The 20,927-nt window shown below is 70.7% G+C and carries 20 protein-coding genes; 6 read left to right on the forward strand and 14 right to left on the reverse strand.

The window, feature by feature from the left end:
- Positions 1–136 precede the first annotated feature (136 nt).
- A complete protein-coding gene (locus AB0O76_RS15495; RefSeq protein ID WP_365490249.1) occupies positions 137–904 on the forward strand; it encodes a SigE family RNA polymerase sigma factor in 768 nt (255 codons plus the stop codon).
- A 142-nt stretch (positions 905–1,046) separates the two neighbouring features.
- Here the strand turns inward: AB0O76_RS15495 and AB0O76_RS15500 are convergent, their stop codons facing one another.
- From AB0O76_RS15500 to AB0O76_RS15510, 3 genes are all read right to left on the reverse strand, one after another.
- Complete coding sequence (locus AB0O76_RS15500; RefSeq protein ID WP_365490252.1) at positions 1,047–1,691, reverse strand: ATP-binding protein; 645 nt, start codon at positions 1,689–1,691, stop codon at positions 1,047–1,049.
- Between the two features lie 141 nt (positions 1,692–1,832).
- The gene (locus AB0O76_RS15505) at positions 1,833–3,341 is read right to left on the reverse strand and encodes an MDR family MFS transporter (RefSeq protein WP_365490255.1); all 1,509 of its coding nucleotides are present in this window, start codon (positions 3,339–3,341) and stop codon (positions 1,833–1,835) included.
- Positions 3,342–3,368: 27 nt separating this feature from the next.
- Positions 3,369–3,968 carry an NAD(P)H-dependent oxidoreductase gene (locus AB0O76_RS15510; RefSeq protein WP_365490258.1) on the reverse strand — a complete coding sequence of 200 codons (600 nt, stop codon included), beginning with the start codon at positions 3,966–3,968 and terminating at the stop codon, positions 3,369–3,371.
- Between the two features lie 127 nt (positions 3,969–4,095).
- Between AB0O76_RS15510 and AB0O76_RS15515 the strand changes: the two genes are divergently transcribed.
- Complete coding sequence (locus AB0O76_RS15515; RefSeq protein ID WP_365490261.1) at positions 4,096–4,830, forward strand: TetR/AcrR family transcriptional regulator C-terminal domain-containing protein; 735 nt, start codon at positions 4,096–4,098, stop codon at positions 4,828–4,830.
- A gap of 83 nt (positions 4,831–4,913) precedes the next feature.
- Here the strand turns inward: AB0O76_RS15515 and AB0O76_RS15520 are convergent, their stop codons facing one another.
- Genes AB0O76_RS15520 through deoC form a run of 3 tightly spaced genes read right to left on the reverse strand, consistent with a single transcriptional unit; the run spans position 4,914 to position 8,193 of the window.
- Positions 4,914–5,801 carry an aldehyde dehydrogenase family protein gene (locus tag AB0O76_RS15520; RefSeq protein ID WP_365490264.1) on the reverse strand — a complete coding sequence of 296 codons (888 nt, stop codon included), beginning with the start codon at positions 5,799–5,801 and terminating at the stop codon, positions 4,914–4,916.
- Positions 5,794–7,233 carry an aldehyde dehydrogenase family protein gene (locus AB0O76_RS15525; RefSeq protein WP_365490267.1) on the reverse strand — a complete coding sequence of 480 codons (1,440 nt, stop codon included), beginning with the start codon at positions 7,231–7,233 and terminating at the stop codon, positions 5,794–5,796. The genes AB0O76_RS15520 and AB0O76_RS15525 overlap by 8 nt, the downstream gene beginning before the upstream one ends.
- A 3-nt stretch (positions 7,234–7,236) precedes the next feature.
- Positions 7,237–8,193 carry a deoxyribose-phosphate aldolase gene (gene deoC / locus AB0O76_RS15530; protein WP_365490677.1) on the reverse strand — a complete coding sequence of 319 codons (957 nt, stop codon included), beginning with the start codon at positions 8,191–8,193 and terminating at the stop codon, positions 7,237–7,239.
- A gap of 168 nt (positions 8,194–8,361) precedes the next feature.
- Here deoC and AB0O76_RS15535 point away from each other — a divergent pair, with 168 nt between their 5' ends.
- Complete coding sequence (locus AB0O76_RS15535; RefSeq protein ID WP_365490270.1) at positions 8,362–9,003, forward strand: PH domain-containing protein; 642 nt, start codon at positions 8,362–8,364, stop codon at positions 9,001–9,003.
- A 100-nt stretch (positions 9,004–9,103) separates the two neighbouring features.
- Here the strand turns inward: AB0O76_RS15535 and AB0O76_RS15540 are convergent, their stop codons facing one another.
- The 4 genes from AB0O76_RS15540 to AB0O76_RS15555 form a co-directional block, all read right to left on the reverse strand.
- Positions 9,104–10,336: a hypothetical protein gene (locus AB0O76_RS15540; protein WP_365490273.1), complete on the reverse strand. Its 1,233-nt coding sequence runs from the start codon at positions 10,334–10,336 to the stop codon at positions 9,104–9,106.
- A gap of 123 nt (positions 10,337–10,459) precedes the next feature.
- Positions 10,460–12,106: a phospho-sugar mutase gene (locus tag AB0O76_RS15545; protein ID WP_365490276.1), complete on the reverse strand. Its 1,647-nt coding sequence runs from the start codon at positions 12,104–12,106 to the stop codon at positions 10,460–10,462.
- A 371-nt stretch (positions 12,107–12,477) separates the two neighbouring features.
- Positions 12,478–13,302, reverse strand: a complete 825-nt coding sequence (locus AB0O76_RS15550; protein WP_365490279.1) for a purine-nucleoside phosphorylase — start codon at positions 13,300–13,302, stop codon at positions 12,478–12,480.
- A 114-nt stretch (positions 13,303–13,416) separates the two neighbouring features.
- Positions 13,417–13,854 (reverse strand): gamma-glutamylcyclotransferase, encoded by a 438-nt coding sequence (locus tag AB0O76_RS15555; protein WP_365490282.1) that lies wholly within the window; start codon positions 13,852–13,854, stop codon positions 13,417–13,419.
- A 95-nt stretch (positions 13,855–13,949) separates the two neighbouring features.
- Here AB0O76_RS15555 and AB0O76_RS15560 point away from each other — a divergent pair, with 95 nt between their 5' ends.
- Positions 13,950–15,398, forward strand: coding sequence for an NAD(P)H-quinone dehydrogenase (locus AB0O76_RS15560; RefSeq protein WP_365490285.1), 1,449 nt, complete (start codon positions 13,950–13,952; stop codon positions 15,396–15,398).
- Between the two features lie 208 nt (positions 15,399–15,606).
- The gene (locus AB0O76_RS15565; RefSeq protein WP_365490288.1) at positions 15,607–16,584 is read left to right on the forward strand and encodes a DeoR/GlpR family DNA-binding transcription regulator; all 978 of its coding nucleotides are present in this window, start codon (positions 15,607–15,609) and stop codon (positions 16,582–16,584) included.
- On the opposite strand, the gene AB0O76_RS15570 is transcribed toward AB0O76_RS15565, so the two are convergent.
- On the reverse strand, positions 16,570–17,223 hold the full coding sequence (locus tag AB0O76_RS15570; protein ID WP_365490291.1) for a TetR/AcrR family transcriptional regulator: 654 nt from the start codon (positions 17,221–17,223) through the stop codon (positions 16,570–16,572). The two genes, AB0O76_RS15565 and AB0O76_RS15570, sit on opposite strands and share 15 nt — an antisense overlap.
- 170 nt (positions 17,224–17,393) lie before the next feature.
- Positions 17,394–19,166, reverse strand: a complete 1,773-nt coding sequence (locus AB0O76_RS15575; RefSeq protein ID WP_365490293.1) for a biotin carboxylase N-terminal domain-containing protein — start codon at positions 19,164–19,166, stop codon at positions 17,394–17,396.
- A 361-nt stretch (positions 19,167–19,527) separates the two neighbouring features.
- On the opposite strand from AB0O76_RS15575, the gene AB0O76_RS15580 reads away from it, so the two are divergent.
- Positions 19,528–20,004 (forward strand): hypothetical protein, encoded by a 477-nt coding sequence (locus tag AB0O76_RS15580; protein ID WP_365490296.1) that lies wholly within the window; start codon positions 19,528–19,530, stop codon positions 20,002–20,004.
- 20 nt (positions 20,005–20,024) lie between these two features.
- Here the strand turns inward: AB0O76_RS15580 and AB0O76_RS15585 are convergent, their stop codons facing one another.
- Complete coding sequence (locus AB0O76_RS15585; RefSeq protein ID WP_365490299.1) at positions 20,025–20,642, reverse strand: nucleoside triphosphate pyrophosphatase; 618 nt, start codon at positions 20,640–20,642, stop codon at positions 20,025–20,027.
- Between the two features lie 42 nt (positions 20,643–20,684).
- Positions 20,685–20,813, reverse strand: a complete 129-nt coding sequence (locus tag AB0O76_RS15590; RefSeq protein WP_360777023.1) for a hypothetical protein — start codon at positions 20,811–20,813, stop codon at positions 20,685–20,687.
- Positions 20,814–20,927: the final 114 nt, after the last annotated feature.

Here is a 20,927-nt window from a genome sequence, read left to right on the forward strand (position 1 = left end):
GCCCTCCCACACTTCTCCCCTACACACATGAGGGCTGTTGCAGGCCTGTGACAGTCGGCGGACACCGTCATGAAGTGGCTCGGGCAGAGTTTTGGTCACACGGAAGAAGCCAGACTCCACCGACGGGGGGCGCGAGATGAACACGCTGCACAGCACCAGCTCAAGCGCAGTTGTCACGCGTCTCCACGACGTGGCTCGGACTGCCGAGAGGCACGAGAAGTCCGGTGCCGTGAGCGGGCGGGGGTGCGCTCGCGGCACCGGGCGTCAGCACACCGCGTACATGACGGTGGTTGACGTACTCCCGGGGGTAATCGGGGGAACTGGCGGGGGAGCTCACGGGGGAGCCGCGTACAGGGAGGACACGGGGGAGCGGGCATCGGCGTCGGAGGCGGAGTTCACCGCCTACGTCCAGGAGCGCCGCGCCTCCCTGTACGCAACCGCCTACCACCTGACCGGTGACCGTTTCGAGGCCGAGGATCTGCTGCAGAGCGCCCTCTTCTCGACGTACCGGGCCTGGGACAGGATCAGCGACAAGGCCGCGGTCGGCGGTTATCTCCGCCGCACCATGACCAATCTGCACATCAGCGCGTGGCGCCGCCGCAAGCTGAACGAATACCCGACCGAGGAGCTGCCGGAGACGGCGGGCGACACGGACGCGATGCGGGGCACAGAACTCCGCGCGGTTCTCTGGCAGGCCCTGGCCCGCCTCCCCGAACTGCAGCGGACGATGCTGGTCCTGCGCTACTACGAGGGCCGCACGGACCCCGAGATCGCGGACATCCTCGACATCAGCGTGGGCACGGTGAAGTCCAGCATCTGGCGCTCCCTGCGTCGGCTGCGCGAGGACGAGGTCCTCAGCTTCGGCCGTGACCAGGAGGAGTCCTTCGGCGAGCTGGTCGCCTGAGGGATCACGGGGGCCGCCGCTCCTAGGGGGGAAGCGGCGGGAAGTATCGGGGGGACCACGGGGGAAACGGGGTCACGGGGGACCACGGGGGAAAGAAGCAGCAGGACCGGAAGGCCGGGGGGTCTTTCCGGTCCTTCTGCTTTTAATTGATGGTTGCGGAGTTCCTGGCCTTCACACAGCGCCCGGCCGCGGCAGCGGCAACCCGCCCCAGCGCTTCCTCTCGCCCGCAGGGATGCGCACCCAACGCACTCTGCCGCGCAACGATCGCCCGCTCGGCCCGCATCAGCCGCCACCCCCTCCGGAGGAGAAACGGCACGGACTTGCGCCCCTCGCGAAGGTCCCGCAGCAGCCGCCGCCGGAACGTGGTGGACGGCCGCCCCCGAAGACAGATCGCGTCGGCGAGCACGCCGATCTCCCGGCACCGCTCCACGATGTCCGCGGCGAAGATCCCCTCCGCGATGAACAGGGGTGTGCGTTCGATGCCCATCGAGGTTTCCCCGGTGCGCGCGCTCGTGGCGATGTCGTACACAGGAACGCTCGTACGCCCCGTACGGCACAGCCGCTCGATCGCGGCGACGGCGGCTTCGGAGTCCCAGGACTGAGGCGAGTCCCAGTCGATGTCCGGGCTGCCGGGGACCTGCGGCAGCGTCACGTCGTCGCCCTCCTTGTAGAAGTCGTCGAGGCACAGCACCGGCAGTCCGGAGCGGGCGGCGAACGACGACTTGCCTGAGCCGGAGGGGCCGGCGAGCAACACGACGCGGGTGGGTATCGGGGGATGGGAACTCACGAGAGACCAGTGTGCGGCATCGAGCCGCTCAGGCGACCCCGTGGGTCGGCTTTGCCCGGATAGTCCGGTGCGGTATCTGCGCCCCGTAAGGGGCGCGGGGAACTGCGCGACCAGCCCCCACCGGCCCGCAGGCCTGTCACGTCACTTCCGCAGTGGAACGTCCCGTACCAGCCACGCCACCGCGAAGGCCACGGCGCCAAGGAGTGCCGTCCCGAGCGCCACTCCGTGCAGCCCGCCGGTGACGGCCGTACGCACGGTCTCGCGCACCCCGTCGGGCATCCCCTGGACGGCTTCGGGCGTCCAGGAAGTGCCGCCCTCCGGCATGCCGCCCGAGGCGAGCCTGCTGGAGTAGACCGCGCCGAGCACCGCGACGCCGAGCGAGCCGCCGATCGTGCGAAGCAGCGTCGCGGTGCCGGTGGCGGCGCCCATGTCGCGCGGCTCGGCGCTGTTGATGGTGATCAGCAGGGTGCTCTGCATGAGGAAGCCCATGCCGGTGCCGAGTACGAGGGTCAGCGCGGAGGTCACGGCCGTCGGGGTGTCCGCCCCGACCGCGAGGAACGCGAGGCCGCCGACGGCCGTCAGAGCGCCGCCGATGATGGTGTAGGCGCGGTAGCCGCCTCCCTTGGACGTGATCCGGCCCAGCAGGAGCTGCGCGCCGAACATGCCCGCCATCAGCGGAAGCAGCAGCATCCCGCTGGCCGTCGACGATGCGCCGCGTACGAACTGCATGTACTGCGGCAGATAGCTGGACGCCCCGAGCATGGCCCCGCCCACCAGGAAGCAGAGGATCTGGGCGAGCGTGAAGTTGCGGTCGGCGAAAAGCCGGGGCGGGATGATCGGCTCGGCGGCCCGCCGCTCGACCCGGGCGAACCAGACCAGGGCGCCGGCGCCGAGCACGCCGAGCCCCAGGATCTGCGGCGACGCCCAGCCGTACGTGGTGCCGCCCCAACTGCCGAGCAGGGTGAGGGCGAGGATGCCCGCGGAGAGCAGCGCCGCTCCCTGGTAGTCGATCCGGGCCTTGACGCGCTCGGTGTGCAGGCGAAGGCGCAGGACGATGATGAGCAGGGCGATCGCGCCGATGGGCACGTTGACGTAGAAGACCCAGCGCCAGTCGAGCCGGTCGGTGAGGAAGCCGCCGAGCAGCGGACCGCCGACGAGCGCGACGGGCATCATCGCGCCGATCATCGACTGCGAGCGGCCCGCCTGTGACGGCGGCAGCATGACGCCGATGATCGAGATGGCGCCGACCATGAGGCCGCCCGCGCCGAGACCCTGTACGGCGCGGAAGGCGATGAGCTGCCCCATGTCCTGGGCGAGTCCGGAGAGCACGGAGCCGGCGAGGAACACCGCGATCGACCAGACGAAGCTGCCCTTGCGTCCGTACAGGTCGCCGAGCTTGCCCCAGATGGGGGTGGAGACGGACGCGGTGAGCAGATAGGCCGTCACCACCCAGGAGAGGTGGTCGAGGCCGCCCAGGTCGCCGACGATCGTGGGCAGGGCGGTGCCCACGATCGTGCCGTCGAGCAGGCCGAGCATCAGGCCGAGCAGCAGCCCGAAGAGGACGAGCTTGGACGGGCCGCCCTCGTCGGCCGGTTGTGCTGCTCCGTCCGGCGTCGGTGGGATGCCCGTCTCTTCCGTGCGTTGACTCATGGTTTCCCCAAGGGATGTGACGGGAAGTCAGGCGGCGTACGGGCGGACGGACTTGGCGTCGCGCAGTGCGTGCGCCCACCAGGCGAGCTGGTCGAGCAGGGCATCGGCCGCGGTGTCCACGGCCGGGTCGTCGACGGTGCCGTCCTCGCCGAACTTTCCGTACGCGTTGTGGAAGCTGACCGTGTTGCGGATGGTCATGGCGTTCAACTCGGCCATGACGACGCGGAGTTGCTCGACCGCGCGCAGGCCTCCGGAGAGACCGCCGTAGGAGACGAAGGCGATCGGCTTGCCGTGCCACTCCTTGCCGTGCCAGTCGATGGCGTTCTTCAGGGAGGCCGGGAAGCTGTGGTTGTACTCCGGTGTGACGAAGACGAACGCGTCAGCGGCGTCGAGGCGCGGTGAGACCACGGCGAGCGCCTCCTCGGTGCCGGGTGCGAGCGGGCCGCCGAAGGCGGGGAGCGCGGTGGGCAGTTCCGTCTCGGCGAGGTCGACGACGTCGGCCTTCATGTCGTCGCGCCGGTCGAGGTGCCCCGTCAGCCATCGGGTGACGACGGGTGCGAAGCGGCCCTCGCGGGTGCTGCCGATGACGACGGCGATCTGGAGCGGCCGATCGGTGCTGCTGGGCATGGGGTCCCCCCTGGGAGTGGTGAATGTGTACGGCGTATCGATGCGCGTACAACGTACACGTCAGTGTGTACAGCGTCTACTGAGGGATACGTTGTACGCTGAGCGCTCGACGGAGAGGAGCCCGGTTGTGGCTGGTCGGAAGAGGGACGGCAAGGCGGCGCCGGACATGTCGCTCTGGCAGCGCCTGGAGCAGCCTGCCGCGCCCCGCGCCTCGCTGACCCTGGAGCGGATCGGGGCCGTCGCGGTGGAGGTCGCCGACGCGGAGGGCTTCGCCGCCGTCACCATGCGCAGGCTCGCCACGGAGCTGGGGGTCGCGCCGATGGCCGCGTACCGCCATGTCTCGGGCAAGGACGATCTGTGGGCGCTGATGGCCGAGCGGGTGGCGGCCGAGATGGTGGTCCCCGAGGAGCTGGCCGGGTGGCGCGAGGTGCTGCGGGCCTTCGCCCTGCTGACCCGCGAGGCGACGCTGCGTCACCCGTGGGTGGGCGAGCTGCCCACCGCGCTCTTCGTCCTCACACCGGGGCGGTTGGCCATCGCCGAGCGGCAGTTGGCCGCGCTCGACGGGCTCGGCCTCGACGAGGACACGATGATGGTGGCGTTCCGTACCGTCAGCGCCTACGCGCACGGCGCGGCCTCGTCCGAAGTGGCCCTGCGGGAGTGGACGGAGGCCGAGGGCTGGTCGTCCGGCGCCGAGACCCGGATGGGCCTCGCGCCGCAGATGACGTACCTGATGGAGACGGGCCGCTATCCCACGTTTGAGCGCCACGGACTGCGGGCGACCCGTAAGGACGATCCGACCTGGGCGTTCGAGACGGGCCTCGACTGCGTGCTCGACGGGATCGCGGCGCGGTTCGGCATCTGAGGCCGATGAGCTGTTGAAAGGGCGAAGCCCCGGCCCTCCTGGACGGAGGAGGGCCGGGGCTTCGCCGCGGGGAGATGGCTCAGTCAGTAGGAGGAGCCGGACGCGCCAAGGGAACCCGTGGGGTGCCAGACGGTCTTGGTCTCCAGGAAGGCCGTCAGGCGGTGCGTGCCGGGGTCGGCCGACCAGTCCACAGCCTGTGGACGGACGACGCGCTTGAGGTTGTCGGCGGCCGCGACCTCGAGCTCCTTCGCCAGTACGCCGTCCTCGACGCCCGCCAGGTCGATCGCGTTCACGTCCTGGTGCGCGGCGAGCGACGGGGTGATCTCCGCCGTACGGCCGGACAGGATGTTCACGACGCCGCCCGGCAGGTCGGAGGTGGCGAGCACCTCGCCCAGCGAGAGCGCCGGGAGCGGGGAGTCCTCGCTGGCGATCACCACGGCCGTGTTGCCGGTGGCGATCACCGGGGCGATGACGGAGACCAGGCCCAGGAACGACGACTTCTGCGGGGCGACGACCGTCACCACGCCCGTCGGCTCCGGCGATGAAAGGTTGAAGAAGGGCCCGGCGACCGGGTTACCGCCGCCCACGAGCTGGGCGATCTTGTCGGTCCAGCCCGCGTACCAGACCCAGCGGTCGATCGCCGCGTCCACGACCGCGGCCGCCTTCGACTTGGAAAGGCCCTCCGCGTCGGCGACTTCCCGGACGAACTGGTCCTTGCGGCCCTCCAGCATCTCCGCGACGCGGTAGAGGATCTGCCCGCGCAGGTAGGCCGTCTTGCCGGCCCAGCCGCCCTGCGCCTTGCGCGCGGCGACGACCGCGTCACGGGCGTCCTTGCGGGACGACAGCGGGGCGTTGGCCAGCCACTTGCCCTTGGAGTCCGTCACCTCGTACACCCGGCCGCTCTCGGAACGCGGGAACTTCCCGCCGACGTACAGCTTGTAGGTCTTCAGGACCGTGAGTCGCTCAGACATTGAGGTACGCCTCCAGGCCGTGGCGGCCGCCCTCGCGGCCGTAACCCGATTCCTTGTAGCCGCCGAACGGCGAGGTCGGGTCGAACTTGTTGAACGTGTTGGCCCAGATGACGCCCGCGCGCAGGCGCTCGGCGACCGCGAGGATGCGGGAGCCCTTCTCCGTCCAGATGCCGGCGGAGAGGCCGTACTGGGTGTTGTTGGCCTTGGCGACGGCCTCTTCCGGCGTACGGAAGGTGAGCACCGAGAGCACCGGGCCGAAGATCTCGTCGCGGGCGACGGTGTGCGCCTGCGTGACGTTCGTGAAGAGCGTCGGCGCGAACCAGTAGCCGGAGGAGGGCAGTTCGCACGGGGCGGACCAGCGCTCGGCGCCCTCCGCCTCGCCGGTCTCGGTCAGGGCCTTGATCCGGGCGAGCTGCTCCGCGGAGTTGATCGCGCCGATGTCGGTGTTCTTGTCGAGCGGGTCGCCGAGACGGAGCGTCGTCAGGCGCCGCTTGAGCGCGTCGAGCACCTCGTCCTGGACCGACTCCTGCACGAGGAGGCGCGAGCCCGCGCAGCAGACCTGGCCCTGGTTGAAGAAGATGCCGGTGACGATGCCCTCGACGGCCTGGTCGATGGGGGCGTCGTCGAAGACGATGTTCGCGCCCTTGCCGCCCAGTTCGAGCGTGACCTTCTTGTCCGTGCCCGCGACCTGGCGTGCGATGGCCTTGCCGACGGCGGTCGAGCCGGTGAAGGCGACCTTGTCGACGTCGGGGTGGGCGGTCAGGGCCGCGCCCGCGTCGCCGTATCCCGGAAGGATGTTGACAACGCCCTTGGGCAGGCCCGCCTGGCGGCAGATGTCCGCGAAGAACAGGGCACTCAGGGGAGTGGTCTCGGCGGGCTTCAGGACGACCGTGTTGCCCGTCGCGAGCGCCGGGGCGATCTTCCAGGCCAGCATCAGGAGCGGGAAGTTCCAGGGGATGACCTGGCCCGCGACACCGAGCGGCTGCGGGTTCGCGCCGTAGCCCGCGTGGTCGAGCTTGTCGGCCCAGCCCGCGTAGTAGAAGAAGTGCGCGGCGACCAGCGGGAGGTCCGCGTCGCGGGTCTCCTTGATGGGCTTTCCGTTGTCGAGGGTCTCCAGGACGGCCAGCTCGCGGCTGCGCTCCTGGATGATCCGGGCGATGCGGAAGAGGTACTTGGCGCGCTCGGCGCCCGGCAGCGCCGACCACTTCTCGAAGGCCTTGCGGGCGGCCTTCACCGCGCGGTCGACGTCTTCGGAGGAGGCCTGCGCGACTTCGGAGAGGACCTCTTCGGTGGACGGCGAGACGGTCTTGAAGACCTTGCCGTCGGCGGCCTCGACGAACTCGCCGTCGATGAACAGGCCGTACGACGGCGCGATGTCGACGACGGAGCGGGACTCCGGTGCGGGGGCGTACTCAAAAGCTGTGGAAGTCATGGGTCAGTCCACCGTCACGTAGTCGGGGCCGGAGTAGCGGCCCGTGGCCAGCTTCTGGCGCTGCATCAGCAGGTCGTTGAGGAGCGATGAGGCGCCGAAGCGGAACCAGTGGTTGTCCAGCCAGTCCGCGCCCGCGGTCTCGTTCACCAGGACGAGGAACTTGATCGCGTCCTTGGTGGTACGGATGCCGCCGGCGGGCTTCACTCCGATCTGTACCCCGGTCTGCGCGCGGAAGTCGCGTACGGCTTCCAGCATCAGGAGGGTGTTGGCGGGGGTGGCGTTGACGCCGACCTTGCCGGTCGATGTCTTGATGAAGTCGGCGCCCGCGAGCATGCCGATCCAGGAGGCGCGACGGATGTTGTCGTACGTCGAGAGCTCACCGGTCTCGAAGATGACCTTGAGCCGGGCCTCGCCGCAGGCTTCCTTCACGGCGCGGATCTGCTCGAACACCGTCATGTAGTCGCCGGCGAGGAAGGCGCCGCGGTCGATGACCATGTCGATCTCGTCGGCGCCGGCCGCGACCGCCTCGCGCACGTCACCGAGCTTCACGTCGATGGCGGCGCGGCCCGCGGGGAAGGCGGTGGCCACGGAGGCGACCTTCACGCCGCTGCCCGCGACGGCTTCCCTGGCGGTGGCCACCATGTCCGGATAGACGCAGACCGCGGCGGTCCTCGGGGTGCCGCGGTCGGTCGGATCCGGGTTGACCGCCTTCGCGCCGAGCGCCCGGACCTTGCCCGGGGTGTCGGCGCCCTCCAAGGTCGTCAGGTCGATCATCGAGATGGCCAGGTCGATGGCGTACGCCTTCGCCGTGGTCTTGATCGAACGGGTGCCGAGCGCCGCGGCGCGCGCCTCCAGGCCGACCGTGTCGACGCCGGGCAGCCCGTGGAGGAAGCGGCGCAGCGTGCCGGCCGACGCGGTGGCGTCGGCGAGTGCGTGTGCAGTTGCGGGAGCAGTGGGCATGGTCACGAGGGGAGCATATCTACGCGCGTAGCGGCTGTACAGGGGGCGGGTTGCTTGCCCTGTGGCGGGGAGGGGTGTTGCCCCCCTCAAGGCCGCCGCTTCGCGGCGGATCTTTCCCGCCCGCCCACCCGTTTACCCCGCATCGAAGTGCTCGGGCAGAATCGACCCATGAGTGAGCCCCAGCACCCCACGGCGGAGCCCGAGTACAAGGACCGGACGTTTCGGTCGTCCGGCGGTATCGCCGGCGGCGTCCTGCTGCTCGCCATCGGCGGCTGGCTCGGCATCGACGCCGTGATCCAGGGGGAGGGCCGCACCCCGTGGCTCGCGCTCGCCGGGCTGATCTTCGCGGTGCCGGTCGTCGTCGCCTTCACCGTGCGCCCCGCCGTGTACGCCAACGAGGACCGGCTGCGCGTCAGGAACCCCTTCCGGACGATCACGCTGCCGTGGGCGTCCGTCTCGGGCCTCCGCTCCGGTTACTCGAACGAGGTCTTCACCCAGTCGGGCACCAAGTACCAGCTCTGGGCCATCCCGGTCTCTCTGCGCGGCCGCAAGAAGGCCGCCCGCAGGCAGTCGCAGGGTGCGGCGGCCGGAGACCCGAGCGTCGGCTCCGGGCCCACCCGCCGTCCCGGCCACGCGGACCCCTTGCGCGCACCCGGCGACCAGATCATGGATGACCTGCGCGAGATCTCCGAGCGCCGCGCCTCCGCCGAGTCGGCGCAGGGGGAGCCGTTGGTGCGCTGGAGCTACGAGATCCTCGCGCCGGTGGTTGCGGGCGCGGTGCTGCTTGCCGTGCTGCTGATCGTCGGATAGGCGCCGCTGAGCGCTCCGCGGGAAGGTCGCGCCCACGCGGCGGAGCCGCACATGTCACAGCCCCGCGCCCCTTCGGGGCGCTGCCACACCCCAGCACCGCTCACGGCGGCCCCAGCCACGCAAGGAGCATGTGGCCGCCGAATGCCGCCGATGTCACTGCCGCCGACACCAGCACCGTCACGGCGACATGCGTGCGTGCACGCGCCAACGCCACCGCCACCGGCAGCAGCAGCGGGAAGCCGGGCATCAGGAAGCGGGCCCGCGGGAAGTAGACGCCCTTGCTGCCGAGCACGATCGCGAGCAGCAGTCCGCTGAAGACGAGGAGCGGCAGGGGCTGCCGGTCGCCCACCGACAGGACGAACAGCGCCGCCGCCGCGAGCAGTGTCGCCGTCACCATCGTCAGGAACAGTTGAGGCCGTGTGACGGAGAGAAGGTCGTACATCGTGCGCAGCGTCCCGACGCCGCCGTCCCACTCGTTGTGCCACAGCTTCTGTACGGCGAAATAGCCGTCCCAGCGGCCCAGCCTGAGCCCCACCCAGGCGACGTACGCGAGCCAGCCGAGCGGCGCCAGGAGGGCCCCCAGGAGGGCGCGCAGGGGGAAGTGTCCTGCTGTCCTGCGGCGCAGGGTGAGCAGCGCCGTCAGGGAGACGGCCGCGGCGAGGGCCACACCGGTCGGGCGTGTGAGCCCCGCGAGCGCGGCCAGGGTGCCCGCCCACACCCAGCGGCCGGTGAGCACGGCGTACAGCGCCCACGCGGTGAGCGCCGTGAAGAGGGACTCCGTGTAGCCCATCCACTGCACGAGAGCGACGGGGAGCGAGCCCCAGAGGGTGGCGAGGACGATGCCGGCCCTGCGTCCGTAGAGGCGGTCGCCGACCGCGAAGATCCCCCACGCGGCGAGGAACGAGCACCCTACGGAGATCGCGAGTCCGACCGCGCCGCGCGGCTCGGGTGCGACGGCCTCGCCCGCCCTGACGAGCAGCGGGTAGAGCGGGAAGAACGCCAGGTTGTTCGCGTCGAACTGGGTGCCCAGGGTGTGCGCGTACCCGTTGCCGGCGATCTTCAGATACCAGTCGCAGTCCCAGGACTCCGCGAGGAGGTGCCAGACCCCGCGGTGTTCCCTGCGGGCCCAGAGGGCGAAGACGAGGGCACCGATGACGCGTACGGCCGCGTAGGCGAGGAGCGCCGGGGAGGCGTGGCGCAGGGCGCGGGCCGCCCGTGCGGGAAAGCGGGGCGAGGGGTGTGCGGCGGTGCGGGGGCTCCGGGACGCCGGGACCCGTGACGGGGCGGTGGACGCCGATGGGGTCGGGGTCTCGGGGGTCGGTCCGTACGGCACTGCGGCAGCTCCGGGAACGTGATCGTGCGCTACCGGTCGACCCTTCCTGGGGGACCGGCAGCGCACCGGATCACTGCGTCAGCTGCCGTACGGGAACCACTCGGACGGGTGGCCCGGGGTGGTTCAGATGCCCGCGGCCGCCGAGAGGTCGCGCTTGATCGCGGCGAGGAGCTCCGCCGCCTTGGCGCGGGCACCCGGCAGGGCGGACGTGTCCGTCACCGGAACGACCACCTCCAGGTAGCACTTGAGCTTCGGCTCGGTGCCGCTGGGCCGGACGATGACGCGCGCGCCGTCCAGCGTGTAGCGCAGGCCGTCCGTGGGCGGCAGCCTGTCCGTGCCCTGCGTCAGGTCCTCCGCCTTCGTCACGGGCAGGCCCGCGAGCGCCGTCGGCGGCTGTTCGCGCAGCCGCCGCATCGCGTTCGCGATCAGGGAGAGGTCCTCCACGCGCACCGAGAGCTGGTCCGTGGCGTGCAGTCCGTGCTCCACGGCCAGGTCGTCGAGGAGGTCGAGCAGGGTGCGGCCCGCCTCCTTGAGTTCCGACGCGAGCTCGGTGAGGAGCAGCGCCGCCGTGATGCCGTCCTTGTCGCGTACGCCATCGGGGTCCACGCAGTAGCCGAGCGCCTCCTCGTAGCCGTACCGCAGGTCCTCCACGCGGGCGATCCACTTGAAGCCGGTGAGGGTCTCTTCGTAAGGAAGACCCGCCTTCTCGGCGATACGGCCCAGGAGCGAGGACGACACGATCGACTCGGCGAAGGTGCCGCGGGCGCCCCGTCGTACGAGATGGGCCGCCAGGAGAGCGCCCACCTCGTCGCCCCGGAGCATGCGCCAGTCAGCGCTGTTGGGGCCCTCCTTGACGGCGGCCGCGCAGCGGTCGGCGTCCGGGTCGTTGGCGATGATCAGGTCCGGGTCCGTCTCGCGGGCCTTCGCGAAGGCGAGGTCCATCGCGCCCGGCTCCTCCGGGTTCGGGAACGCGACCGTCGGGAAGTCCGGGTCCGGCTCGGCCTGCTCGGCGACGAGGACCGGGGCGGGGAAGCCGGCCCGGGCGAACGCCGCGAGGAGCGTGTCCTTGCCGACGCCGTGCATCGCCGTGTAGACGGTGCGGGCGGTGCGGGGGGAGCCGGGGGCCAGGACCGCGTCCGTACGCGCCAGATAGGCGTTCAGGACGTCGTCCGCGAGGGTCTCCCAGCCGGTGTCGGGCCGGGGCACGTCGTGCAGGCTCGCGATCGCGTCGATCTCCGCCGCGATCTCCGCGTCCGCGGGCGGGACGATCTGGGAGCCGTCGCCGAGGTAGACCTTGTAGCCGTTGTCGCGCGGCGGGTTGTGGCTGGCCGTGACCTCCACACCGGCGACCGCACCGAGGTGCCTTATGGCGAAGGCGAGCACGGGGGTGGGCAGGGGGCGCGGCAGGACGGCCGCCTTGAGGCCGGCGCCCGTCATCACGGCCGCGGTGTCGCGCGCGAAGTCCGCGGACTTGTAGCGGGCGTCGTAGCCGATGACTACTAGACCGTCGGTTTGATTCTTGGACTTGAGATACGCGGCGAGTCCCGCTGCCGCGCGGATGACCACGGAGCGGTTCATCCGCATGGGGCCCGCGCCGAGCTCGCCGCGGAGGCCTGCCGTGCCGAACTGGAGAGTGCCGCTGAAGCGGGCGGCCAGCTCTTCGGTGTCCCCGGCTTCGATGAGCTTGGCGAGCTCGTCGCGGGTGTCGGGGTCCGGGTCCTCGGCCAGCCAGGCCTGGGCTCGCGCGATGAGTTCAGAGTCGTCCGGCACGTTTCTTCAGCCTCTCGTGTGCGGAGTTGTGCGGCGGGTCCGGGTATCCCTACCCGGGGTCCGGCCCGCCGCTGCGCGGCGGGTGCCCCCGCCCGCCCGATTGCCCGGAAGCGGCTTCCGGGCGGCGGATGAACGGGTGCCCGTGCGGGCGCGTTCCTGTCCCACCGCTTCGCGGCGGACATCCCCCGCCCACCCACCCGTTCACCCGGGGTAATCGGGTGGGTGGGCGGGAAGGTTCGTGCGTCCAGGGGGCGCTGCGGGGTGATCGGGCGGGTGGGCGGGAAAGCCCGTGCGGCGGCCACCAGCGCACCCGTCCGGCACAGATCCCCCACCGGCAAAGGCGCCCCCGTCAGGCAAGGCGCCCCCGTCAGTTAAATCCGGCCCAGGACCTGACCAAGCAGCTCGCCCATGCGGGTGGCGCTGTCGCGGCCCGCCTGGAGGACCTCCTCGTGGTTCAGGGGCTCGCCCGTCATGCCGGCGGCGAGGTTCGTCACCAGGGAGATGCCGAGGACCTCCGCACCCGCCTCGCGCGCGGCGATCGCCTCGAGGACGGTGGACATGCCCACCAGGTCCGCGCCGATCGTGCGGGCCATGCGGATCTCCGCAGGCGTCTCGTAGTGCGGGCCGGGGAACTGCGCGTACACGCCCTCTTCGAGGGAGGGGTCGATCTCCTTGCAGAGCGCCCGCAGCCGCGGCGAGTACAGGTCCGTCAGGTCCACGAAGTTCGCGCCGACGATCGGCGACGTGGCCGTCAGGTTGAGGTGGTCGCTGATCAGGACCGGCTGGCCGGGGCGCATGCCCTCGCGCAGGCCACCGCAGCCGTTGGTCAGCACGATCGTCTTGCAGCCCGCGGCCACGGCCGTACGCACACCGTGCGCGACGGCGGCGACGCCACGGCCCTCGTAGTAGTGGGTGCGGCCCAGGAAGACCAGGGCGCGCTTGTCACCGACCTTGAAGGAGCGGATGCGGCCGCCGTGTCCCGCAACCGCCGGCGGCGGGAAGCCGGGCAGTTCCGTGACCGGGAACTCGGCCTCGGGCGCGCCGAGCGCGTCCACGGCCGGTGCCCAGCCGGAGCCCATCACAAGGGCTACGTCGTGGGTCTCGGCGCCCGTCAGCTCACGCAGGCGCGCGGCGGCGGCGTCGGCGGCGGCGTAGGGGTCGCCCTGGATGTCGTCCGGAATAACTGAAGCGTTCACGCCGACGAGAGTAGCCGCTCGGAGCCTACGCGCGTAGATGACGATGCTCACGGGATTCGGATCGTTGCCTTGTCGTTTCCGACAAGAGGGGAGGGTGAGCGTCCCGGGAGGCCGCTAACAGGGGCGTTTGCGGAGTTCCATCACGTAGTCGTGCGGCGCCCCCGCGGACTCCGCCGCGTCGGCCAGCTCGCCCAGGTACCGCGCGGACGGCAGGCCGCCCTCGTACCCGTTGAGGACGTACACCCACGCCGGTTCCTCGCCGTCCAGGGTGTGCACACGGACCCGCATGCGGCGGTAGACGTCCAGGCCCACGCCCTCCCACCGGTCCATGGAGTCCTCGTCCATGGGCGCGATGTCGTAGAGGGCGACGAAGACCTGGGAGCGGGGGGCCTCCACGATCGTGGCCAGGGCGCCCTCCCAGCCCATCTGCTCCCCGCCGAAGGTCAGCCGCCAGCCGTTCAGCCAGCCGGTCTGGCGCAGCGGCGAGTGCGGGGCGCGGCGTGACATGAGCCGCGGATCCAGATTGCCGGCGTACGCGGCGTAGAGCGACATGTGGTCGAGGGTACGGCAGCGACGAGGTGTGTCCCTCCCGTAACAGAAGTGCTCCGGAGGGCCCCGGGGCGAAGCACCTTGAAGCGTGCGGGACAATGGAGTACGTGACTCGGATCGTGATCATTGGTGGCGGACCCGGCGGATATGAGGCGGCCCTCGTGGCGGCCCAGCTCGGCGCGGAGGTGACCGTCGTCGACTGCGACGGTCTGGGCGGGGCGTCGGTGCTCACCGACTGCGTTCCGTCGAAGACTCTGATCGCGACGGCCGAGGTGATGACCACCTTCGATTCGTCGTACGAAGAGCTCGGCATCATCGTCGCGGACGACACCCCGCACATCGACACCCCCGCGCGCGTGGTGGGCGTCGACCTGGGCAAGGTCAACCGCCGTGTGAAGCGCCTCGCGCTCGCCCAGTCGCACGACATCACCGCCTCCGTCACGCGTGCGGGCGCGCGCGTGCTGCGCGGCCGTGGCCGGCTCGAGGGCCAGCAGGACATCGACGGTTCGCGCAAGGTCGTGGTGCGGGCGGCGGACGGGAGCGAGGAGACCCTCGTCGCCGACGCCGTGCTCATCGCCACCGGCGGTCACCCGCGCGAGGTCCCCGATGCCCTGCCCGACGGCGAGCGGATCCTGAACTGGACCCAGGTGTACGACCTGGACGAGCTCCCTGAGGAGCTCATCGTGGTCGGTTCCGGTGTCACGGGCGCCGAGTTCGCCGGTGCCTACCAGGCACTCGGGTCGAATGTCACCCTCGTATCGAGCCGTGACCGCGTGCTGCCCGGAGAGGACCCGGACGCCGCCGCGGTCCTCGAGGACGTCTTCCGCCGCCGCGGCATGAACGTCATGTCGCGCTCCCGCGCCGCTTCCGCCAAGCGGGTGGGCGACCGCGTCGAGGTGACGCTGGCCGACGGCCGTGTCATCTCCGGTACGCACTGTCTGATGGCCGTCGGTGCCATCCCCAACAGCAGCGGGATGGGCCTGGAGGAGGCCGGGGTCAAGCTCAAGGACTCCGGGCACATCTGGACCGACAAGGTGTCCAGGACGTCCGCTCCCGGTGTGTACGCCGCCGGTGACGTGACCGGGATCTTCGCGCTTGCCTCCGTCGCCGCCATGCAGGGCCGCATCGCGATGTACCACTTCCTGGGCGACGCGGTGACGCCGCTGAACCTGAAGACCGTCTCGTCGAACGTCTTCACCGACCCCGAGATTGCGACCGTCGGCTACAGCCAGGCCGACGTCGACGCCGGCAAGATCGACGCCCGCGTCGTGAAGCTGCCGCTCCTTCGCAACCCGCGCGCGAAGATGCAGGGCATCCGCGACGGCTTCGTCAAGATCTTCTGCCGTCCGGGTACGGGGATCGTGGTCGGCGGAGTGGTCGTCGCGCCGCGCGCTTCGGAACTGATCCACCCCATCTCGATCGCGGTCGACAACAATCTGACGGTTGAACAGATCGCGAACGCTTTCACCGTGTACCCATCTCTTTCGGGGTCGATCGCCGAGGTCGCGCGTCAACTTCACACGCGAAAGACGGCCGGCGAGGCCTGAGCGAGGCCCCGGAGGAGTGCGTCGTGGATGAGGCGGCGCTCGCCGGGGTATCAACTCTCCGCAGGTCACGCACTGTTGCGGAGCATTCGCGGGGCATAGGCGGGGTGGGTAGGCGCGTATACCACTTCCGGTGTTGCCGTGCGAACAACTTCTGTAATTCGGCGCAAACTGCTGAAAGCAGACGGTCGTTGGGGTTACTGTCAGTTTCGTGTTCGCTGCAGAACGTCGCCAATTGATCCTCGAAATGGTGCGGGCCAACGGAGCGGTATCGCTCCGCGAGCTCGCCCGCGTCGTCCAGACCTCCGAAGTGACCGTACGGCGGGACGTGCGCGCGCTGGAGGCAGAAGGACTCCTCGACCGCCGACATGGCGGTGCGGTATTGCCGGGCGGATTCACGCGGGAGTCCGGCTTTCCGCAGAAATCACATCTCGCGACCGCCGAGAAGACGGCCATCGCCGATCTCGCGGCGGGTCTCGTCGAAGAGGGCGAAGCCATCGTCGTCGGGGCGGGTACGACCACGCAGGAGCTGGCCCGCCGGCTCGCGCGGGTGCCCGGCCTGACCGTCGTCACCAACTCCCTTCTGGTGGCACAGGCGTTGGCGCATGCCAACAGGGTGGAAGTCGTCATGACGGGCGGCACCCTGCGCGGGTCCAACTACGCCCTGGTGGGCAGCGGGGCCGAACAGTCCCTGCAGGGACTGCGGGTGTCCCGTGCCTTCCTCTCGGGCAGTGGTCTGACCGCCGAACGCGGCCTCTCCACGTCCAACATGCTGTCGGCGAGCGTGGACCGCGCGCTCGTCCAGGCGGCGGCCGAGGTCGTGGTCCTCGCCGACCACACCAAGCTCGGCACCGACACGATGTTCCAGACGGTGCCGACGGACGTCATCACCCGCCTGGTCACCGACGAACCGCCCACCCATGACGACCGCGCGGCCACCGAGTTGCAGGCCCTGGCCGACCAGGGTGTGCAGATCGCCGTGGCGGGCGGGACCGCAGGACCCAACTCCGGCAACGGGGTGGATCCCGCCCCGGCGCGACAGCCGCGCCGGGACGTGCCCCTGCCGGGACAGCGTCGTACGCATGGTGGTCATGGAAGCGGCGCGGGGCCGCAGTTGCGCAGTGCGGTCCTCGGGGAGCAGCCGCCCGGGGAGCGGGCCGCGCGGGTCGCGGACCTACGCCGCCGCTGAGTCCCTGGCCGGGGCTGCCGGTGGGGCGGTCTCGGTCCCGGCGGGCGTCGCCGACCCGTCGGGCTTCAGGCCGCGCAGCGTCAGCATGAGCAGGCGGTCGGCCAACTCCGGCTCTTCCGGGGTCTCTTCGGCGGCCAGCGCGATCGCGTTGGTCAGCTGCATCAGATCCCCGATCGACACACCGGGGCGTACGGCACCGGCCTGCTGCGCCCGGATCAGCAGGGCCGCGCCCGCCTCGCGCATCGGCCTGCTGCATCGCGCGAGCGCCGAACTGTCGTCGTGCGACGCCGACATGAGGGCGCGGGAGAGCCCGCGGTACTCACTCGCATGAGTGATGATGGCGCGCAGCCATGTCACCAGGGCGGCGCAGGGCTGCGGATCGTCGAGCAGCGCGCGCGAGTGGGCGAGCAGGTCGCTCACCGCCTCCTCGAAGACGGCGCTCATCAGGGCGTGCCGGTTGGGGAAGTGGCGGTAGAGGGTGCCGATGCCTACGTTCGCGTGGCGGGCGATGTCTTCGAGCGAGGCGCTTGTGCCGTACTCGGCGAAGGCCGTGCGGGCCTCTGCGAGGAGCCGGTCGTAGTTGCGGCGCGCATCCGCTCTTTGCGAGCGGGGGCGCTTTTGCGGCTCCTGCTGTGCCATGCGGGGCCTCCCTGAACGTACGCGTGCCTTCAGTCTGCCTGACCTGAAGCGTGCGTACCGTCTGTCACCGGCTCCGCCGAGTTCGTCCTCAATCGCCGGACAGGCTAAATACTTGCTGGCCGGGCTGGATGATCCAGCCCGGCCAGCGTGTGAGCCATTGCGCTACGGGATCAGTCCTTGATCTCGCAGATAACCGCACCGGAAGTAAGGCTCGCGCCCACCTCTGCGGTGAGGCCCTTGATCGTGCCCGAGCGGTGGGCGTTGAGGGGCTGCTCCATCTTCATGGCCTCCAGGACCACGACGAGGTCGCCCTCCTTGACCTCCTGGCCCTCCTCGACGGCGATCTTGACGATCGTGCCCTGCATCGGAGAGGCGAGGGTGTCGCCGGACGCCGCGGGGCCCGACTTCTTCGCCGCGCGCCGCTTGGGGCGGGCGCCGCCCGCCGCCGCGGTGCGGGCGATGGTCATGCCCAGGGAGGACGGCAGGGAGACTTCGAGGCGCTTGCCGCCGACCTCGACGACGACCGTTTCGCGGCCCGGCTCCTCGTCCGTCTCGGTGTCCGCGGGGGCCGCGAACGCCGGGATCTCGTTGACGAACTCGGTCTCGATCCAGCGGGTGTGGACCGTGAACGGGTCGGTGGAGCCGGTGAGTTCGGGGGCGAATGCCGGGTCCGTGACCACCGCGCGGTGGAACGGGATGGCCGTGGCCATGCCCTCCACGTTGAACTCCGCGAGGGCGCGGGCGGCCCGCTGCAGGGCCTGCTGACGCGTGGCGCCGGTGACGATCAGCTTGGCGAGGAGCGAGTCCCATGCCGGGCCGATCACCGAGCCGGATTCCACGCCCGCGTCCAGGCGCACGCCCGGACCCGACGGCGGGGCGAAGACGGTCACCGTGCCCGGCGCCGGCAGGAAGCCCCGGCCCGGGTCCTCGCCGTTGATGCGGAACTCGAAGGAGTGGCCGCGCAGTTGCGGGTCGCCGTAGCCCAGTTCCTCGCCGTCGGCGATGCGGAACATCTCGCGGACCAGGTCGATGCCGGTGACCTCTTCGGTGACCGGGTGCTCCACCTGGAGACGGGTGTTGACCTCCAGGAAGGAGATCGTGCCGTCGACGCCGACGAGGAACTCGACGGTGCCTGCGCCCTCGTACCCGGCTTCCTTGAGGATCGCCTTCGACGCCGCGTACAGCTCGGCGTTCTGCGCCTCGCTCAGGAACGGCGCGGGCGCCTCCTCCACGAGCTTCTGGTGGCGGCGCTGCAGTGAGCAGTCACGGGTGGACACGACGACCACGTTGCCGTGCTTGTCGGCCAGGCACTGGGTCTCCACGTGCCGCGGCTTGTCCAGGTAGCGCTCCACGAAGCACTCGCCGCGGCCGAAGGCGGCCACGGCCTCGCGCACCGCGGAGTCGTACAGCTCGGGGACTTCCTCAAGCGTGCGGGCGACCTTCAGGCCGCGCCCGCCGCCGCCGAAGGCGGCCTTGATCGCGATGGGCAGGCCATGCTCCTCGGCGAACGCGACGACCTCGTCGGCGCCGGACACCGGGTCGGGCGTACCGGCCACCAGCGGGGCACCCGCGCGCTGCGCGATGTGCCGGGCGGCGACCTTGTCACCCAGGTCACGGATGGCCTGCGGCGGCGGACCGATCCAGATCAGGCCCGCGTCGAGTACGGCCTGCGCGAAGTCGGCGTTCTCCGAAAGGAAGCCATAGCCGGGGTGGACCGCGTCCGCCCCCGCGTCCTTGGCCGCGGCCAGCACCTTGGAAATGTCCAGGTAGCTGGTGGCCGGAGTGTCACCGCCAAGGGCGAACGCCTCGTCAGCCGCCCGGACATGCAGAGCGTCCCGGTCAGGATCTGCGTAGACGGCTACGCTCGCGATCCCTGCATCCCGGCATGCCCGAGCAACGCGGACAGCGATTTCGCCACGGTTGGCGATGAGCACCTTGCGCACGATGGCTCCCTCCTTGAAACAAGCCGAGTTTAGGGACTGCCGACACGGGCTTACGACCCGTCCACAATGGTGAGCTTGCCCACACGGAGTGTCACTCGAGGTTGGCTAGGCCCGCGAAATCCCTTGTCGTACCACGGTACGCAGGGTCCCTCCCCGGCAGCGTAGCCCTCGGATGTGGTCTAGGTCTCTGTGAGGGCGCCCTGCGGCGGAGGGGCATTCTTTGTGGAGTCCCTACGAATGGCCCAACGATTCTTTGCCTTCGGCAGAGCCCTTGTCCCCGGGTTTACCCGTTAGTAGCGTTCACGATGTCTCGAACGTACTTGGGGTAACAGCAAGCCGAAGCGGAAGAGGGTGGGGCGCCGTGGCGCGTAGACCGGTGGCCTGGGTGGGCGCGATCGTGCTCTTTGCGGAGGCGGTCGGGATCGCACTCCTCAACTGGTTCCTCGGGCTCGTCGTGGACAAGCAGGACATGTCCCTCGCGGGCCTCGACCCGCGGGCGATGACCGTGTCGACCTGGATCGCGGGCGGCCTCTTCGGCCTCTACCTCGCGCTCTGCGGCGTCATCCTGCTGCGGTCCGCGATCGGCGACCGCGCGCCGGGCCGCTTCGGACGGCTGCTCCTGATCAGCGCCGCCGTCGTGCACGGAATGCTCGGGGCGTTCTCCGTCGGCCTGGTGGGCTGGGTCGCTTTCGTCTTCATGATGGTCGTGCTCGGCTTGATCGTCCTGACGCTGGTGGCGTACGACAGGAAGGCACAGGACGAGGCCGACGCGCCGCAGGAAGGCAAGGGGGCGGCGAGCAACGGGACGCCCGAGAACGGCGCCCCGCAGCCCGCCTGAGGGCCTTTCCTGGGCGTCTCCTAGGCGTCCCACAACTCCGTGATGCCGACGCCCAGTTCGGCGAGCAGACGGCGCAGCAGGGGCATCGAGAGGCCGATCACGTTGCCGTGGTCGCCGTCGATGCCGTCGATGAACGGCGCCGAGCGGCCGTCCAGCGTGAACGCGCCCGCCACATGCAGCGGTTCGCCGCTCGCCACGTACGCGGCGATCTCCGCGTCCGACGGATCGCCGAAGCGGACCACGGTCGACGCGACCGCCGACACATGGCGGCCCGAGACCGTGTCGTACACGCTGTGGCCGGTCTGCAGGACGCCTGCGCGGCCGCGCATGGACTTCCAGCGCGCGGTGGCCTCCTCGGCGTCCGCGGGCTTGCCCAGCGCCTCTCCGTCCAGTTCGAGGACCGAGTCGCAGCCGATGACGATGGCGCCCTTCACGTCCGGGCGCGCGGAGACGACCGAGGCCTTGGCCTCGGCAAGGGCCAGGGCGAGCTCGGCGGGGGTCGGTGCGGAGACGGCGTTCTCGTCGACCCCGCTGACGACCACCTCGGGGGAAAGGCCGGCCTGGCGAAGGAGGCCGAGCCGGGCGGGGGACTTGGAGGCGAGGACGAGACGGCGGGGCCCTCGGGGCTGATCACTCATGCCGTCAGGTTAGCGAGGCACGACCTCAGTGCATGCCCAGGCTCAGTGCATGCCCAGGACGAACATGGCGACGACCATTGCCAGGGCGAGGACGAGCCCCGCACGGCGCATCTTCGCCTGCATGTCCCGCATGTCCTTGGGCGGGTTGTTCTCCGGGTCGGACCACAGCATGACCCGATACTGCGGGCGGCGGCGCCGGGGGGGGGGGGGTGTGCGGGGAGCTCGGGCGCCGGCGGGGAGGGGGCGGTGTGGGTGTGGGGGGTCGGGGGGGGGCGGGGGGCGGCC

It is taken from the genome of Streptomyces sp. NPDC086554 (assembly GCF_040686095.1).
Lineage (GTDB): Bacteria > Actinomycetota > Actinomycetes > Streptomycetales > Streptomycetaceae > Streptomyces.

Excerpts from the sequence above, each read along its gene's own strand:
- AB0O76_RS15495 (WP_365490249.1), top strand. The coding sequence starts at position 137 with ATGAACACGCTGCACAGCACCAGCTCAAGCGCAGTTGTCACGCGTCTC.
- AB0O76_RS15505 (WP_365490255.1), bottom strand. The coding sequence starts at position 3,341 with ATGAGTCAACGCACGGAAGAGACGGGCATCCCACCGACGCCGGACGGA.
- AB0O76_RS15510 (WP_365490258.1), bottom strand. The coding sequence starts at position 3,968 with ATGCCCAGCAGCACCGATCGGCCGCTCCAGATCGCCGTCGTCATCGGC.
- AB0O76_RS15520 (WP_365490264.1), bottom strand. The coding sequence starts at position 5,801 with ATGTCTGAGCGACTCACGGTCCTGAAGACCTACAAGCTGTACGTCGGC.
- AB0O76_RS15525 (WP_365490267.1), bottom strand. The coding sequence starts at position 7,233 with ATGACTTCCACAGCTTTTGAGTACGCCCCCGCACCGGAGTCCCGCTCC.
- deoC (WP_365490677.1), bottom strand. The coding sequence starts at position 8,193 with ATGCCCACTGCTCCCGCAACTGCACACGCACTCGCCGACGCCACCGCG.
- AB0O76_RS15535 (WP_365490270.1), top strand. The coding sequence starts at position 8,362 with ATGAGTGAGCCCCAGCACCCCACGGCGGAGCCCGAGTACAAGGACCGG.
- AB0O76_RS15555 (WP_365490282.1), bottom strand. The coding sequence starts at position 13,854 with ATGTCGCTCTACGCCGCGTACGCCGGCAATCTGGATCCGCGGCTCATG.
- AB0O76_RS15560 (WP_365490285.1), top strand. The coding sequence starts at position 13,950 with ATGGAGTACGTGACTCGGATCGTGATCATTGGTGGCGGACCCGGCGGA.
- AB0O76_RS15570 (WP_365490291.1), bottom strand. The coding sequence starts at position 17,223 with ATGGCACAGCAGGAGCCGCAAAAGCGCCCCCGCTCGCAAAGAGCGGAT.
- AB0O76_RS15585 (WP_365490299.1), bottom strand. The coding sequence starts at position 20,642 with ATGAGTGATCAGCCCCGAGGGCCCCGCCGTCTCGTCCTCGCCTCCAAG.
- AB0O76_RS15590 (WP_360777023.1), bottom strand. The coding sequence starts at position 20,813 with ATGCTGTGGTCCGACCCGGAGAACAACCCGCCCAAGGACATGCGGGAC.